Here is a 14,286-nt window from a genome sequence, read left to right on the forward strand (position 1 = left end):
TAACATCAGCCGCATGACTGTGATGAGCACGACGATTCGCGCCGTCCACCTGGTGACGCGCGGAACTGCCGGACTTCTAGACCGTCCGCTGCGCTCCTTGTGACCGGCGACCACACCCGACCGACCCGGCGCGGGACGCCGACCCGATTCCCGTTCGCTTTCACCCGCGCCTACCGGGTCGCAGGGCTTCCGTTCGGCGTCACTGCGCGCACGGCATGGGCCGAGATCGGCGACGACGTACTGCGGGTGCGCTTCGGTCCGTGGCAGTTGCGCACCGAACTCGCCAACATCGACACCGCGCAGCGGACCGGCGGGTTCTCGTTCCTCAAGACCGCCGGACCGGCCCATCTGTCGCTGGCCGACCGAGGGGTCACCTTCGCGACCAACGCGGACGCGGCGGTGTGCCTGTCGTTCAAAGAGACGGTCCGCGGAATCGACCCCACCGGGTTCATCACCCACCCCAATGCCACGCTCACCGTCGCCGATGTCGAGGGCTTCCTCGACCGGTTGAACCTGGGTTGACCGTTCACCCGGATCGGGGCCGGCCCTCGTGCTCGGCGCGTCTGCTCCGGGCTGCGCCGACGCAGGACGTCAGGCGCGGTCGACGAACTGGGGCGTCTGTGCGAACGGCCTCAACCTGACGATCAGGATGTCCACCAAACGGGGTCGACCTCATCCCGGGAGGGCGTTCCGCTGCTTGGACAATCGAAGAAATTTCGGCTGAGGGACTGGCGCACACGCCACCACGTGCGTCACCCTGGCCCGGTCGGTCGAGAGGGGTTCGACCCGGGCAAGGGGTGATTCATGGGTTGGGCACGTATTCGCGGAGCACCGCGTCGGCTGCCGGTCGACGGACGCGACCTGCTCGACCCTGTCATCGACGTCACCGCCCGCACCGCCTGGCTGCTGCGGGTCAGCCGGCTGGCCTCGCCGTGGGGATCGACCACCGCCGAACGCTTCGTCGACCGGCTCACCGAGGTCGGTTATCCCGGACGCCACGCCTCACAGGTGTCGCTGTGGGAGAGCGGCCGGGTGACGACGTCCCTGGGCTTGGTCGGCGCGTACGAACGGGCACTCGGCCTCGCGCCCGGCGAACTGCTCGGCGCCGTCGGCGGCATGCAGCAGACCGCCCGGATCCACGCGGTCGACCGCCAACCCGCCGACCGGGCGCAGGTCTTCCGGCGGCTGTCGCAGCTCGACGAGCGGATCGTCGCCGACATCGCGACCGGCGCCGACTGGATCGCCCTGGCCGAGCTGCTCACCGACCCCCGTGTCACACCACCCGCCGAGTCGACCGTCCGGCGCTGGGCCTACACGCTGAGTGTGCAAATGCTGCGGTCCGGGCACTTCGACTACTCCAGCCGGTGGTCGGCCCTGTCGATCCTGCTCGCCGACCCGTTGTTCGCCGAACCGGTCGAGGCCGAGATCGTCAGCGCGATCGCCGAGCCGGGCGTGCCGTTGGCCCGCAACGGGTGGGATGCGCTGTCGCAAGCGACCAGACCGGGTATCGCGCGGTCGTTGATCGACCGGCTGGTGCCCGGCGACGACGAACGCTCGCTCGGGCTGGCGTACGGCCTCGCCACGATGATCGGACGCGTCGAGCTCAGCCGGGACGACGTGTTCCGGCTGCGTCCGCGGTTGCGGCTGTTGGTCGACGACGGCTCTGCGGCCGAGCAGGAGATGGGCTACATGCTGGCCGGGCGACTTGGACCGACGACGATGTCCGAACTCGGTTACCCGCCGGCGCCGGTGTGGACCCGGCGCAGCTACGTCGAAAAGCCGCCTCACTACGAGCAGTACGTCGACGCCGTGCGGCGCACCTCGGGCATCGAACACGACGCGATGATCGAAAGGCTGCTGCAGGAGGCGCTGTCGGAGGTGTTGCTGGAGAAGCAGCAAATGGCCAATCAGCTCATCAGTGCCAGTCCCTACCGCGACGCGGTCGCGCTGACCGCGGTGGAGGTCGCCACTTCCTCCCCCGACCCGATCGCCCGCCACGCCGCGGCCAACATGCTGCGCCAAGTCGCACCCGACGACCGGGTGCAGCTGACCCGGCTACTCGACTCCCCCGACCCGCACGTCGTGACCAACGGCATCGTCGCCTCCGGACGCGGGGGCGTGCAGGAGGCCGCAGCGCGACTCACCGTGTTGTGCACCGACCCGAGATACCGCGCCGAGGCGCTGATGGCGCTCGGGATGCTCGGTCACCAGGTGCGGGTCGACTCCGCCGTCGAACTCCGGGCGTCGCAGTGGTGGATGCGTCACCGCGGCGACGGGCCGACGCCCGGCAGTCAGGTCGTCTGAGACCTCGAGTGCCTGCCGGGTGCCTCGGCGTCGATCGGACACCCGGGCCGGACGGCGGTCAGCGGACAGCGGTCAGCGGGCGCCGCGGTCGACGTACTGCGGGGTCTCGCGCTTCATCCCGGCGGTGCGCGCGATCTTGTGGTTTCGTCCGAGCAGCAGCTTCACCTGTTCGCGGCGTTCGGCCGCGAAGGTGCGCCGGGCCGAGGAGGCGTGGTGCCAGTCGAACAAGCGCTTCGCGGCGGCCAACTGGTCAGGCGACTTGGTGGCCAACTCGCGCGCGAACGCGAACGCGTCGTCGAGCGGCTGGTCGGTCACCCAGCCGGCCAGGCCGAGGTCGTGGGCCTGCTGTCCGCTGATCACCTCGGCGGTCATCGTCAGCCGCTTCGCGGTCTCGACTCCGACCAACTGCGACAGCGACCGCACGCCGGACATGTCGGGCACCAGCCCCCACTTGCCCTCCATCACCGACCACTTCGCATCAGGGGTCGTGAAGCGGAAGTCGGCGGCGAGCGCGATCTGGATGCCACCGCCGTAGCAGTGGCCGTGCACCGCGGCGATCACCGGCACCGGCACACGCCGCCAGGCCCAGCACGCCTCCTGGAAGGTGTTGGTGCCGCGCCACGGCACCGGGAGCATCCCCACCGGCATCTGCCACGGCTTCTTCGAAACCGACGCGAAGTCGAGGCCGGCACAGAACGCGTCGCCGTTGCCGCTGATCACCACTGCACGCAGCGTGCGGTCGCCCCGCAGCCGGTGCGCGGTGGCGATGAGTTCACGCAACAACTCGAAGGTGAGGCCGTTGTACTTCTCCGGCCGGTCGAGACGGACGTCGGCGATGCCGTCACGGACGGTGCAGCTGATCAGGGAGGTCACCCGGCCAGCGTAATCAGCGACACCTCGGGGAATGCCTGCGCCGCCCGGACGTTGGAACATGGGAAACGAGACTTCCAGCTTCGAGGAGGGCCACCGATGGCCACCACCGCCCTGACCACCGACAACTTCGTGCAGACCATCCAGGACAACGACATCGTGCTGGTCGACTTCTGGGCCGACTGGTGCGGTCCGTGCAAGATGTTCGCGCCGGTCTACGACGCCGAGTCGGCCAAGCACGACGACATCGTGTTCGCGAAGGTTGACACCGAAGACCAGCAGGAACTCGGTGCCGCGATGAACATCCGCAGCATCCCGACGATCATGGCCTTCCGCGAGGGCGTCATGGTCTTCTCGCAGTCGGGCGCGATGCCCCCGGCGATGCTGTCCGACCTGATCGGCCAGATCCGTGAGCTGCCGATGGACAAGATCCACGCCGAGATCGCCGAGCAGCAGGCCGCCGAGGGCGGCTCGCAGAACTGAGCATGCGCCGCGTCGCCGTAGCGCTGCTTGCGCTCGGCTGCGCGGCGTGTTCGAGCGGTGGGTCGAGCCCGACGCAGACCGCTGCTGCGACATTTGCAGCGACGTCCACGCAGACCTCCACCGCGACGTCCAGCCAGGCGACCCAGCCGACTGCGTCAACGCCTCCGGTCGCGAGTTCGGCTGTGTCGACTACCGATTCGTCGACCACCCAGCCCGGCCCGCCGTACATCGGCACTCTGCAGTGGGTGCCCGGTCGGCACGGCAACGACCTCATCCTCACGCCCACGACGGCCGGCCGGACGGTGACCGACCAGGCCGCCGAGGCCGCCGCCTGGAACGAGGTCGTCCGCCGAGCCCCCACCGCGAACACGGTGTCGATGCAGCGGCAGTTCGACTGCCACTGGCGCTACGCCCGTGGCAAGCCGACCTGGAACCTCGAACTCTGGCGCCCGACCGTGTCGATGGACGATGTCATCGCGGCCTACTGCAACCCAGGCGGACCGGAGTAGCCTCCCCGCGAAAGTTTGCAAGACACGCGAGCCAACTGCTCAAACCTGCAAACATTCGCGGGCCCCCAACCCCGCGAAAGTTTTGCAAGACACGCGAGCCAACTGCTCAAACCTGCAAACTTTCGCGGGGTGTGGGTCAGCGCTGGAGGACGCGAAGGGAGCCCAATTGCGCGACCTGCTCGAAGCCGTCCGCGAGCGCGGCCTGCACCACGTGCCAGGGGGCCTGGCCGCCGTCCGCGGGGTCGGGGAAGACGTCGTGCACGAGCAGCAGCCCGCCGGGCACGAGGTGCTTCGCGAACGCGCGGTAGTCGTGCTGGGCGGTTTGTTCGGTGTGGTTGCCGTCGAGGAACAGCAGTTCCACCGGCGACCCCCACCAACCGGCGACCACGGTGGTGTCGGCGACGACGGCGCTCAGCACATCGGCGTACGCGTCGAGCACCGGACGGAAGGTCGGCAGCGTGTCGAGCCGGCCCGTCCGTTCGTCGACCATCGAGGTGTCGTGCCACTCCCAGCCGGGCTGGTTCTCCTCCGACCCGTGGTGGTGGTCGACGGTGACCAGCCGCGACCCGACCCGGCGCGCGGCGTGCGCGAGCAACTGGGTCGACTTGCCGCAGTACGTGCCGATCTCGAGCCAGGTGCCGACCCGCGCAGCCAGGGCCGTCGTGTAGATCGCCTGGCCCTCGTCGACCGGCATGAAGCCCTTGGTCGCGGCCACCGCGTCGGCCAACTCGGCCGGGATGTGGGTGTCGGTCATCCTGTTGCTCCTTCGAGTGCGCCGCCCCAGCCGTTCCATCTGCCGGCGTCACGGAAGATCGCCGAACCACCGGTCGCCTGGGTCAGTGCGTCGGCCGCGAGCAGCACCGCCGCCGCCGACCATGCGGTCTGCTCGACCGGGTAGACCTCGCCGTTCGGGATGTTCATGCCGGTCCAGTAGCCGCCGGTGGACTCGTCGAACAAGAACTGCACGTCAGCGAAAAGGCTTGCCGCCCTGTTGGTTTCACCGACAGCATCGAGCGTCGCGATGAGCTCGGCCGTCTCCGCGGCGGTCACCCACGGCTCGTCGCTGACACACCGGATGCCGCGCGTGGGCCAGCCGAAGGTCTCCCAACCGGCGTCCAGACGGGCGAGCGCCGCGTCGCCGCGCACCGCCCCGCCGAGCACCGGGTAGTACCAGTCCATCGAGAAGCGGCTGCGATCGGCGAACGCCTCCGGACGATGCCGGATCGTCTCGCGCAGCGTGCGCCCGGCGGCCCGCCAGCGCGGACGGTCGTGCCCGAGCGTCTCGGCGATGAGGCAGGCACACTCGATCGACTGCAGGGTGCTGGCCGACCCGGTGAGCAACGCCTCGTCGGCCCACCGGCGCTCGGGGTCCATCGCCCACGAGATCGCGCCGCTGGGCAACTGGCCGCGCACCACGAAGTTGATCGTGGCCTCGACCGTCGGCCAGAGGCGGGCCAACGCCGCGGTCTGCCCGGTCACCAGGAAGTAGTGCCAGACACCGACCGCGATGTAGGCGCACTGGTTGGTATCGGCCGCGGCATCGTCGATGACACCGTCGGTCTGCCGCATCGGCCACGAGCCGTCGGCGCGCTGGGTGCGGGCCGACCACACGTAGGCACGCATCGCCTCGTCGTGGCGTCCGACGACGGTGAGACCCATCGCCGATTCGACGTGGTCCCAGGGATCGAGGTGACCGCCGGTGAACCACGGCAGCGCGCCGTCCGGTTGTTGTTGGGCGGCGATGAAATCGCCGATCGAGCGCACCTGCTCGCCGGTCATGCCGCCCGGGAGTTCGGCGCGCAGCAGCGCCGAACCCGCCGCCGAAGTCACCGATGCTCCGGCTTGCGCAGGTAGACCACGAAACTCTTGCCGAGCACCGGGTCGAGCGAGCGCTCGGCCACCCGGGTGACCAGCGGCGCCGACATCATGTCCCACACGAGCAGCTTGTGATAGGCCTTCGTCGCGAAGTTCTCGGTGTCGGTGCCGACGGCACACTTCAGCCACCAGTACGGCGCGTGCAGGGCGTGCGCGTGGTGCTGGGCGTAGGGGACGAAGCCGGCACGGCGCAGCTTGTCGACCAGCTCCGACGCCTTGTAGATGCGGATGTGTCCGCCCTCGACCTCGTGGTACTCGTCCGACAGCTTCCAGCAGACCTGCTCGGGCCAGTTGCGCGGCACCGTGACGGCGACCAGGCCACCGGGCTTGGTGATGCGGAACAGTTCGGCGATCACCTGCTCGTCCTCGTGGATGTGCTCGAGGATCTCCGAGGCGATGACCCGGTCGAAGCTGTCGTCGTCGTAGGGCATCTGCCGGGCGTCACCGACCTGCACCTGCGCGATCGCGGGGAAGCCGGCCTCCCCCTCCAGCTCCATCGCACCGAACATCGACTTCACGTCGACGAGGTCGGCCTCGTTCATGTCGAACGCCGTGACATTGCAGCCGCGGCGGTAGGCCTCGAACGAGTGGCGCCCCTGCCCCGCCCCGACGTCGATGAGGCTCATGCCCGGTGATACCGGGAACTTGTCGAAATCGACGGTCAGCATCAGTTGTTCTCCTTGTTCGTCCCCTGCTGCGATCGCGCACGGATCACGTGGCGATAGAGCTCGGCGGTCTGTTCGGCGACGGCGCGCCAGCTGTAGGTCTCGACCGCGCGACGCCGTCCGGCATCGCCCATGGCGGCCCGTCGGGACGGCGAGGCGAGCACCTCGGTCAGTGAATTTGCCAGTGCGACAGAGTCGTTCGGTGGCACCAGCACCCCAGCCCCACCCGAGACGAGGGTCGGCAGGGCACCGACGGCGGACGCCACGACGGGCGTGCCGCAGGCCATCGCCTCCACGGCGGGCAGCGAGAAGCCTTCGTAGCGCGACGGCACGACGAGCGCCTGGGCCGACCCGATGAGCGCGGCCAGTTCCTCGTCGGGGATGCCGGAGCGGAAGCTCACCCGGTCGAGCAGGCCGGCATCGGCGAGCGACTTCTGGGTGCGTTCGCTCGCGGTGCCGACGATGATCAACTCCGACCACGCGTCCGGTGCCATCGCCTGCAACGCCTCGATGAGCACCGGCACGCCCTTGAGCGGCACGTCGGCCGAGGCAATGGTGACCAGCCGTCCGGGCACCCGCGGCGCCGTGGGCGGGGTGAAGACGTCGACCGCGACACCCACCGGCACGACGTCGATGCGCTCCGCGGGCACTGCGAAGTCGGTGACGATGTCCTGTGCCGAGCCCTCGGAGACGGTGAGGATGTGCGAACTGCGGCGGGCCACCCGGCGTTGCATCGCGACGAACCCGTACCAGCGGCGCTTCGAGAGCCGCTCCCACCCGGTGGCCTGCTCGAGTTCGAGGCGGCGGTCGCGGCTGATCGGGTGGTGGATGGTGGTCAGCACCGGCAGGCCGCGCCGTTCGAGCGCGAGAATGCCCGGGCCGAGGGTCTGGTTGTCGTGCAGCACATCGAAATCGCCGACCCGCGAGCGCAGCATCCGCGCGAGGCGCAGACTGAAGACCCGCGGCTCAGGGAAGCCGGCGGTGCACATCGTGGCGTACTCGAGCACGTCGAGGTCGGAACGGAATTCGCGAAGGTGCGGACGCCGGAACGGGTCGGGTTCGCGGTAGAGGTCGAGCCCCTCGACCTTGGTCAGGCCGACACCCGGGTCGAGCTCGGGCAACGGCGCACCGCTGAAGACCTCGACGCTGTGACCGAGTGCGACGAGTTCGCGCGACAGGTTGCGCACGTAGATGCCCTGGCCGCCGGAGTGGGGTTTGCTGCGGTACGACGACAGGGCGACCCGGAGGCCGCCTGCCTCATCGGCCGGCTCGTGTGCGAACTGCATGGACTCCTCAGACAACCGCGGGTGCGGCGATCTCCTCGATGTCGTGGGCCTGCCCCGGACGCACGAAAACCATGTCCTTGGTCAGGTCGGCCCGCTTGGTGTCACGTCGGTCGCGCAGGTAGTTCTGGTGCAGGAACCACGGTGCGCGGTCGCCCTGCTTGGGGAAGTCGGTCATGCCGCGCAGCACGTAGCCGCTGTTGAGGTCGAGAGCCGGGCGGGCCGCCATCGGGTCGGCCACGTGCGGGTATCCGAACGCGTAGCCCTGCGCCTGCAGGTGATTGAGGAAGGTGCAGACGTACTGCGACGATAGGTCGGCCCGCAGCGTCCACGACGCGTTGGTGTAGCCGACGCACATCGCGGCGTTGGGCACGCCGTTCATCATCAGGCCGCGGTAGACGTAGCGGGTGCCGAACTCGACCTTCGCGCCGTCGACGGTGAGGTCGATGCCGCCGCCGGCGAGCATCCGCAGCCCGGTCGCGGTGACGATGGCGTCGGCCTCGATCACCTCGCCCGACCCGGTGCGGATGCCTTCGGGCACGAACGCATCGACGGTGTCGGTGACGACGCGGGCGCTGCCGTCGCGCAGCGTCTTGAACAGGTCGCCGTCGGGCACGACGCACAGGCGCTGGTCCCACGGACCGTACGGCGGGGTGAAGTCCTTCTCGGTCACGCTCGACCCGCGCACCTGCGACAGCACACCCTTGCGCAGCATGTTGCCGACGGTCTTCGGTGCCCGCCGACTGGCCTGGTAGAGGGCCTGCGCCTGCACGGCGTTCTTCATCCGGATGGCGGTGTAGGCCTTGTCGGGCGACACGGTGCGACGCAGAAACGCGGCGAACGGGTCGTGGTTGGGCAACCCGAGCACGTACGACGGGGTGCGCTGGAGCATCGTCACCTGGGCGCCACGCTCGGCGAGGGCCGGCACCAAGGTGACCGCGGTGGCTCCCGAACCGATGACGACGACCTTCTTGCCGGCGGCGTCGAAGTCGTCGGGCCAGAACTGCGGGTGGATGACCTGCCCGCGGAAGTCGTCGCGTCCGGCGAAGTCGGGGGTGTAGCCCTGGTCGTAGTCGTAGTAGCCCGAGCACAGGTAAATGAACCCGGCCCGGACGGTGCGCTCTCCCTCGGCGGTGGACAACGTGAGCGTCCACTCCGCGCTGCTCGAATCCCACGACGCCGCAGTCACTTTGGTGCGGTAGGTGATGCGCTCGCCGATGCCGTGCTTCGCGGCGGTGCGCTCCAGGTAGTCGCGGATGTCGGCGCCGTCGGCGATCGACTTCTCACCCGTCCACGGCTCGAACGGCAGCCCGAGGGTGAACATGTCGGAGTCGGACCGCACTCCCGGGTACTTGAACAGCGACCACGTGCCGCCGATCTGCTCGCGCCCCTCGAGGATCACGTAGTCCTTGTCCGGGCACATCGTCTGCAGCCGGTATCCCGCGTCGATACCCGACAGACCCGCACCGACCACGACGACGTCGTAACGGTCCTTGAGTTCTGCGGCGAGTGGCATGGCGACTCCTCCTTCGGGGCGGGACACGGGCTCCACCAGACTAAGTTACCGACGAGTTGGGCGGGGTCTCGACGGCTGTGGATCCCATGAACCCGCAGCCGTCGAGTCCGCTCGAACGCTACGCTCCGGGCGACTTCGCCAGCTTCGCGACGGGCCGGGCCGCCTTCGTCTTGTCACGGGCGCCCCGCGAGCCGGTGAGGTCGGACGCACCCGTGTCGGTTGCGCCGATGGCCACCGAATCGGCCGACAGCCAGCCCGCCGGGCCGTCGGAGCCGGCCTTGTACCGCTGCAGCGGCACCCGGTCTTCCTCGAACGCCTTGATCGCGGGCGCGACGATCTTCCAGCAGAGTTCGGCGGTGTCGGCGCGCACACTGAGCAGCTGGTTGTCGTCGAGCAAGTAGCGCAACACTTCGCCGTACGCCGTCATCTGGGCGTTGGCCAGCTCGGCGGTGAGCGTCTTCTGTTCGAGGTCGAGGGGGTCGCCTTCGGCGTTCATCGACAGCTTGAACGACACGCGCCCGGGCTTGAGGTCGATGATCATCGCGTCGCCGGTGTGGTCGCCGACGAAGCCCACGGGCAGGTGAGGGACATCGCGGAAGTAGACGATGATCTGCTTGCGCGCCGCACCGAGCGCCTTGCCGCTGCGCAACACGAACGGCACCCCCGACCACCGGTTGTTGGCGACCTGCACGGTCAGCTGAGCGAGGGTCTCGGTGCCCCGCGCGGGGTCGACACCCTTCTCCTTGGCGTACGAGGGCACGGCGCGGCCGGCGATCGACCCGGCCGTGTAGCGGGCCCGCTTGGCGTAGGTCTGCGGGTCGCCGTCCCAGATCGACGTCGCACGCAGCACCTGCGCCTTGAGGTCGGCGAGCTCCTGCGGGTCGAGGCTGGCGATGGGCTCCATCGCGAAGATCGCGAGGATCTGCAGCAGGTGGCTCTGCAGCATGTCGCGCAGGGCGCCGGCGTTGTCGTAGTAACCCGCTCGGCCCTCCAGGGCGAGGTCTTCGTCGTAGATGATCTCGACCCGCTCGATGTGCTCGGAGTTCCATACCGGTTGCAGCAGCCGGTTGGCGAAGCGCAGACCGATGAGGTTGAGCACGGTGGAGACGCCGAGGAAGTGGTCGACCCGGAAGATGCGGTCTTCCCCGACCACCCGCTGCAACTGCTTGTTGAAGCGGCGCGCCGAGGTCTGGTCGCTGCCGAACGGCTTCTCCAGGCCAAGCCTGGTCTTCGCCGGGAGGTCGAGCTTCTCCAACTCGGCGCTGACCTTCATCGAGATGGCCGGCGGCAGAGCGAAGTAGATGACGAGTTCGCCCTCCGCGGCAGCGATCAGGTCGGTGAGCGCGGACGGGTCGAGCAGGTCGGCCTTGATGTAGCGCGCCTTGCCCGACACCTTGCGGGCGGTCGCGGCAGAGGCCCCGCCCTGCTTGAGGCGGTCGCCCACCAGCGAGCGGAAGGAGGCGTCGGTCAGGTCGGCGCGGTCGGCTCCGATCACCCGCACGTCGCGCTCCGGTTCGACCGCGAGCAGGCTGCCGAGGCCGGGGAGCAGTAGTCGCTGGGTGAGGTCGCCGCCGGCGCCGAGGATGAGGAAGGTGACGGTCTTGACCGTCGGCTTGGTCGTCGGCTTCGTCGTCATGAGCGTGAGCATGCCACCCCCGGCTGGGCGGATGGTGCACACCGTCCCACCCGCAAACGCTGCGCTTGCCGGCAGACGCTGCTGTTGCAGCTGCAGCGTGTGCCGGAGGTGCAGTGTTGCGGATGGGACGGGCGGTCGGGCGGGGCCGCGTGGGGGTTGCGGGCTCAGTCGGCGACCTCGACGACGGTGCTGCCCGCCGCGGTCACGAGCGTCGCCCGCACGACGAGCCGCGAGCGGAGCGACCGCGCGATGAAGCATTCCTGGTGCGCGATCCGCACCCAGCGTTCGAACTTCTCCACCGGCACGTCACCGGCGATCTCGATCTGCGGGTTGAGGTGGATCTCGTTGACCCACAAGGGTTTCTGGTCGTCGTCCATCACGGCCTCGGCGGCGTCGTCGTAGCGCACCACGTCGGCGCGGGCACGTGCCGCCACGGCAAGGAAGGACAAGAGCTGGCAGCTGCTCGCGGCGGCGAGCAGCAGTTCCTCTGGGTTGGTGCGGGTCGGGTCGCCGCGGAACGACGGGTCGGCGCTGAGTTCGAGCAGCGGCTTGTCGACCGGCCCGACGGTGTGCGCGCGCGGATAGTCGTCGTAGCCGACACCGGTGGAGCCCGCCCAGTGCAGGGCCGTGGCGTAGTGATGCGTCACGCCGTCATGCCGGCGTGGTCGGCCGTCTCGGCGCGCTCGACCGTCTCGACGACCAGCCGCACCACGGCGTCCGGGTCGTCGAGCATCGGCACGTGCCCGCAGCCAGGCAGCGGTTCGTGGCGGGCGTGCGGCAGGCGACGACGCGCCACCTCGGCCTGGCTCGGCAGCAGCAGGCGGTCCTTGTCGCCCCAGCCGACGGTGACGGGCACCTCGGGGTCGACGTCGATGCGCAGACCGACAGCCTGGCGGAAGCACGGCCAGAAGCCCGGCGACTCACGCAGGTTGATCGAGTCGCCGTACGCGACCTGCGGCGTGAGCCGCTCGGGGTGCACGTAGAGCGACGAGAAAGCCAGCCGGCGCAACGCCGGCTTCTTCGCGAACAGCCGCAACACCGGACGCGGACTGCGGCTGGCCGCCTTCATCCCGATGAGCACCGCTCCCGCGACGAAACTGCCCGAACGGCCCATGAACCCGGCCGGCGACAACGCGACGGCGCTGGAGATCGAACCGCGGGCCGCCAGGATCAGCGCCAGGAAACCTCCGAGGGAGTTGCCCACGACGTGCGGGCGGTCGAGGCCGAGATCGGCGAAAAGACCCTCGAGTTGTTCGGCGACGCTGAGCATCGCGTACCTGTCGGGCGCGGCAGGCGGCGGCGACTCACCGAACCCGGGGAGGTCGATCGCGATGACGTCGAACTGCGCGGCGAGCCGGTCGTAGACGTCGAACCACGCCGTGCGGCGGTGGCCGATGCCGTGGATCAACACGATCGGTTGACCGGATCCCGTGCGGCTGTACGAAATGGTGCTCATGACGTGGCGGTCGGCTTCCGTGCTCGTCGTGTGGGGTGGCTCACGTTAGTGCCGACGGCACCGTGCCGGGCACCTCCAGCGGCACCATCTCGACCCGGTCCACGAACCGTCCGGACAGGTCGTAGCCGATCTGCGCCGAAACCCGTTGCCCCCGCAGCACGTTCGGCAACCAGATGCGGTCGTCGTCCCACATCCGCGAATACGGAATGTCGTTCACCGAGCACCAGAACGGATCGAGTTCGGCGCTCGCGACCGGCTCCCCCACCCAGCGGGACGCGGCGAAGACGTCCACCGCAAACGGACGCGAGCCGTCCGCCCAGGTGAAGCGGAGCATTGCGACCAGCTGTGCATCGGCCGACTCGACCCGAACCCCGGTCTCCTCCAGCAGTTCCCGGCATGCGGCGTCCACGCCCTCTTCGCCCGGTTCGAGCTTGCCGCCGGGGGCGATGACCTTGCCGCGGCCGAAACCGCGCAGCTTGTCACCCAGCAGGATCCGCGAGCGCTGCGGATCGAGCACGAGCATCAGGCACATTGCGAGATCGGGTTCGGTCACCCGCCGATCCTCGCACCGTGCCACCACGCATCCGCATGCCGGACACTCGGCCCGGTGGTTTCTCCGAACCGCTGGTAGCAGCCATGCTGGTGCCCGTGAGGGTAGGCATTCTGACCAGCGGCGGCGACTGTCCCGGACTGAACGCGGTGATCCGCGGGGCCGTGATGAAGGGCGACCGGATCTACGGGGTCGAGTTCCTCGGCATCCGGGACGGGTTCCGCGGACTCGTCGACGACGACATCCGACCGCTGCCGCGCCACGACGTCCGCGGCTTGTCACGACAAGGCGGCACCATCCTGGGCACCTCCCGGATCGGCCCCTTCGCCGAGGGCGCCGGCGGTTCCGCGCGGGTGCGAGAGGTGATGGAGCGTCACGAGATGGACGCGATCATCGCCGTCGGCGGCGAGGGCACGCTCACCGTCGCCCGGATGCTCAACGACGACGGCATCCCGATCGTCGGGGTGCCGAAAACGATCGACAACGACCTCTCGGCCACCGACTACACCTTCGGTTTCGACACCGCCGTCTCGATCGCCACCGAGTCGATCGACCGGCTGCGCACCACCGCCGAATCACACAGCCGATGCATGGTGGTCGAGGTGATGGGCCGCCACGTCGGCTGGATCGCGTTGCACTCCGGGCTCGCCGGCGGCGCCCACGCCATCCTCATCCCCGAGCAGCCGGTGTCGATGGAGCAGATCTGTGCGTGGGTCGACGCCGCACGCGACCGCGGCCGGGCCCCGCTGGTGGTCGTGGCCGAGGGGTTCAAACCCGAAGGCACGGAGATCGTGCGCGACGCGCTCGACGGGTTCGGCCGCCCGCGCCTCGGTGGGGTCGGCGAATGGCTCGGCCCGATCATCGAGGAGCAGACCGGCATCGAGACCCGGGTGATGACCCTCGGTCACCTGCAACGCGGTGGCGTGCCCACGTCGTACGACCGCGTGCTCGCGACCCGCTTCGGCCTGGCCGCGATCGACGCGGTGATGGACGCGAAGTGGGGGCACATGGTGTCGTTGCGCGGGATCGACATCGAGACGGTTCCGCTGCACGATGCCACCCGCGACCTCAAATCGGTGCCTCAGTCCCGCTGGGACGAAGCGGCCGTACTGTTCGGCTGATCCCGCTCGGAAGGAAGA

15 protein-coding genes are annotated in these 14,286 nt (G+C 69.3%); 5 read left to right on the top strand and 10 right to left on the bottom strand.

Going from position 1 to position 14,286, the window contains the following annotated elements:
* The first annotated feature begins 99 nt into the window (after nt 1-99).
* Entirely contained in the window at nt 100-522 is a 423-nt protein-coding gene (locus DFJ65_RS00940; protein ID WP_115921394.1) for a hypothetical protein, read from the top strand.
* Between the two features lie 282 nt (nt 523-804).
* Nucleotides 805-2,304: a HEAT repeat domain-containing protein gene (locus DFJ65_RS00945; protein WP_115921395.1), complete on the top strand. Its 1,500-nt coding sequence runs from the start codon at nt 805-807 to the stop codon at nt 2,302-2,304.
* Nucleotides 2,305-2,376: 72 nt separating this feature from the next.
* Here the strand turns inward: DFJ65_RS00945 and DFJ65_RS00950 are convergent, their stop codons facing one another.
* The gene (locus tag DFJ65_RS00950) at nt 2,377-3,177 is read right to left on the bottom strand and encodes a crotonase/enoyl-CoA hydratase family protein (RefSeq protein ID WP_245949901.1); all 801 of its coding nucleotides are present in this window, start codon (nt 3,175-3,177) and stop codon (nt 2,377-2,379) included.
* Nucleotides 3,178-3,273: 96 nt separating this feature from the next.
* On the opposite strand from DFJ65_RS00950, the gene trxA reads away from it, so the two are divergent.
* Entirely contained in the window at nt 3,274-3,657 is a 384-nt protein-coding gene (gene trxA / locus DFJ65_RS00955; protein ID WP_115921397.1) for a thioredoxin, read from the top strand.
* Nucleotides 3,658-3,839: 182 nt separating this feature from the next.
* Nucleotides 3,840-4,166 (top strand): DUF2599 domain-containing protein, encoded by a 327-nt coding sequence (locus DFJ65_RS17290; RefSeq protein ID WP_170143950.1) that lies wholly within the window; start codon nt 3,840-3,842, stop codon nt 4,164-4,166.
* A gap of 136 nt (nt 4,167-4,302) precedes the next feature.
* Here the strand turns inward: DFJ65_RS17290 and DFJ65_RS00965 are convergent, their stop codons facing one another.
* The 9 genes from DFJ65_RS00965 to DFJ65_RS01005 all read right to left on the bottom strand — a co-directional run bounded on the left by DFJ65_RS00965 (nt 4,303) and on the right by DFJ65_RS01005 (nt 13,150).
* A complete protein-coding gene (locus DFJ65_RS00965; RefSeq protein WP_115921399.1) occupies nt 4,303-4,920 on the bottom strand; it encodes a class I SAM-dependent methyltransferase in 618 nt (205 codons plus the stop codon).
* Nucleotides 4,917-5,996, bottom strand: coding sequence for a prenyltransferase (locus DFJ65_RS00970; protein ID WP_245949904.1), 1,080 nt, complete (start codon nt 5,994-5,996; stop codon nt 4,917-4,919). Before DFJ65_RS00970 ends, DFJ65_RS00965 begins: the two co-directional genes overlap by 4 nt.
* Complete coding sequence (locus DFJ65_RS00975; protein ID WP_115921400.1) at nt 5,993-6,709, bottom strand: class I SAM-dependent methyltransferase; 717 nt, start codon at nt 6,707-6,709, stop codon at nt 5,993-5,995. Before DFJ65_RS00975 ends, DFJ65_RS00970 begins: the two co-directional genes overlap by 4 nt.
* Nucleotides 6,709-7,992 carry a glycosyltransferase family 4 protein gene (locus DFJ65_RS00980; protein WP_115921401.1) on the bottom strand — a complete coding sequence of 428 codons (1,284 nt, stop codon included), beginning with the start codon at nt 7,990-7,992 and terminating at the stop codon, nt 6,709-6,711. Before DFJ65_RS00980 ends, DFJ65_RS00975 begins: the two co-directional genes overlap by 1 nt.
* Nucleotides 7,993-7,999: 7 nt before the next feature.
* Nucleotides 8,000-9,505: a flavin-containing monooxygenase gene (locus DFJ65_RS00985; RefSeq protein WP_115921402.1), complete on the bottom strand. Its 1,506-nt coding sequence runs from the start codon at nt 9,503-9,505 to the stop codon at nt 8,000-8,002.
* A 118-nt stretch (nt 9,506-9,623) separates the two neighbouring features.
* Nucleotides 9,624-11,141: a glucose-6-phosphate dehydrogenase gene (locus tag DFJ65_RS00990; protein ID WP_115924031.1), complete on the bottom strand. Its 1,518-nt coding sequence runs from the start codon at nt 11,139-11,141 to the stop codon at nt 9,624-9,626.
* A 164-nt stretch (nt 11,142-11,305) separates the two neighbouring features.
* A complete protein-coding gene (locus tag DFJ65_RS00995; protein ID WP_115921403.1) occupies nt 11,306-11,788 on the bottom strand; it encodes an OsmC family protein in 483 nt (160 codons plus the stop codon).
* On the bottom strand, nt 11,785-12,597 hold the full coding sequence (locus DFJ65_RS01000) for an alpha/beta fold hydrolase (RefSeq protein ID WP_115921404.1): 813 nt from the start codon (nt 12,595-12,597) through the stop codon (nt 11,785-11,787). The genes DFJ65_RS00995 and DFJ65_RS01000 overlap by 4 nt, the downstream gene beginning before the upstream one ends.
* A 40-nt stretch (nt 12,598-12,637) precedes the next feature.
* On the bottom strand, nt 12,638-13,150 hold the full coding sequence (locus tag DFJ65_RS01005) for an 8-oxo-dGTP diphosphatase (protein ID WP_147301262.1): 513 nt from the start codon (nt 13,148-13,150) through the stop codon (nt 12,638-12,640).
* A gap of 95 nt (nt 13,151-13,245) precedes the next feature.
* On the opposite strand from DFJ65_RS01005, the gene DFJ65_RS01010 reads away from it, so the two are divergent.
* A complete protein-coding gene (locus tag DFJ65_RS01010) occupies nt 13,246-14,268 on the top strand; it encodes a 6-phosphofructokinase (protein WP_115924032.1) in 1,023 nt (340 codons plus the stop codon).
* Nucleotides 14,269-14,286: the final 18 nt, after the last annotated feature.

Origin of the sequence: Calidifontibacter indicus (genome assembly GCF_003386865.1) — a bacterium.
Lineage (GTDB): Bacteria > Actinomycetota > Actinomycetes > Actinomycetales > Dermatophilaceae > Yimella > Yimella indica.